General features: G+C 73.7%; 1 protein-coding gene. It reads right to left on the reverse strand.

Annotated elements, in window-relative coordinates; all coding sequences use genetic code 11:
• Positions 1 to 1266, reverse strand: a 1266-nt coding sequence (locus AB0I76_RS29655; protein ID WP_357042373.1) for a family 43 glycosylhydrolase, incomplete at its 3' end; no start/stop codon positions are given.
• Positions 1267 to 1542 lie beyond the last annotated feature (276 nt).

The raw sequence follows: 1542 nt of genomic DNA on the forward strand, positions 1-1542 counted from the left end.
GCGGGTCGCGGCGGCCGGCCGCAGGTCGGCCTCGGCCCGCACGTCGCCCCCGAGGGCGGTACGCGCCTGCAGCGTCCCGGTCCCGACCAGTCGTCCTTCGGCGACCCGCCAGTCACCGGCGTCCCGCCACCGGTCGAGGCCGGCGGTGAACTGCTCGTCGACGCGCCCGGTGGTCACCGGGGCGCGGCGGGTGCCCTCGGACGGGCCGGCGCCGGCGTTGACGGTCGGCCAGCCGTCGATCCAGTCGAGGCGGTCCAGCAGCATCGGCCGCTCGTTGATGCCGAACGGCTCGTCCAGGTACGGGTCGGCGCGGTCGATGCCGTGGTAGACGATCCAGTCCTGGCCGGACAGGTCGGTGAGGAACCCGTTGTGGCCCACGCCGATCCAGCGGTTGCCGTTCTGGGTGAGCACCGGGGTGCCGCCGGCCCGTGACGCGGTCAGCGGGATCCCGTCGCGGTCGACGAACGGGCCCTTCGGGCTGCGCGACCGGCCGACGTGGACGGAGTAGCCGGTGGCCGGTCCGGCGCAGCAGTTCGCGGTCGAGGCGAAGAGGTAGTACCAGCCGTCGCGGCGCAGCACGTAGCTGCCCTCGAACTTGTTGTCGATCGCCACCAGGGTGGGCTCGCCGACCGCGCGCAGACCGTCCGGGGACAGGGCGGTCACCGAGATGCCGCCGTAGTAGCTGCCGTAGTACAGGTAGTGGGTGCCGTCGACGTCGGTGAACTGGGACGGGTCGATGGTCCACAGCCACCCGCCACCCCCGCCCGGGCGCGGCGCAACGACCGGCTCGTCGGAGAACGTCCACGGGCCGGTGGGGGAGGGGGCGGTGGCCGCGCCGACGGCGAAGTCGCCACCCTCGGGCGAGGCGGTGGTGTCGGTGACGGTCACGTACATGACCCACCGGTCGCCGACCCGGCGGACGTCGGGGGCCCAGAAGCCGGCACCGGGTGCCGCGTAGGACGGGCGCTGGTCGGGGCCGAACGCGTCCCCGACGTACGTCCACTCGACCAGGTCGGTCGACCGGGCCGTGGGCACGCGGTGGAACACGCCCTCGCCCTCGCGCAGCGGGTCGGTGGTGCCGTACGCGTACCAGAAGCCGTCCTCGCCGCGCACGATCACGGGGTCGGCGAAGGTGTCGGCGAAGTCGGCGGAGATCGGGTTGCGGTAGCGGGGATCGGGGTCGGCGGCGGCCGGCGCGGACGCCGTTCCGGCCAACAGCAGACCGAGCACGGCGGCGATCGCGCCGCCGCGGCGGAGGTGTCCCATCTGACCTGCCTCGGGTGGGGGACGGTGGTGGACGAGCACTGTGTCCGTTTCTACAACGTTGGATACAACGTTGTAAAGACCGTTGGCGATGTCGTTCAACTACGGGGTGCGGGCGGACCGGCCGGGACGTGCCAGCATGGGCGGATGAGTTCCGTTGTCGGTGGCGGGCCGGAGCTGGCCCGGCTCGCCGCGCTGCTCGCCGACGACACCCGGGCCCGGATGTGCCTGGCGCTGCTCGACGGCCGGGCGTGGACCGCCGGGGAGCTGGCCCGGCTG

The organism is Micromonospora sp. NPDC049799 (assembly GCF_040656655.1).
In the GTDB taxonomy this organism is placed as follows: domain Bacteria; phylum Actinomycetota; class Actinomycetes; order Mycobacteriales; family Micromonosporaceae; genus Micromonospora.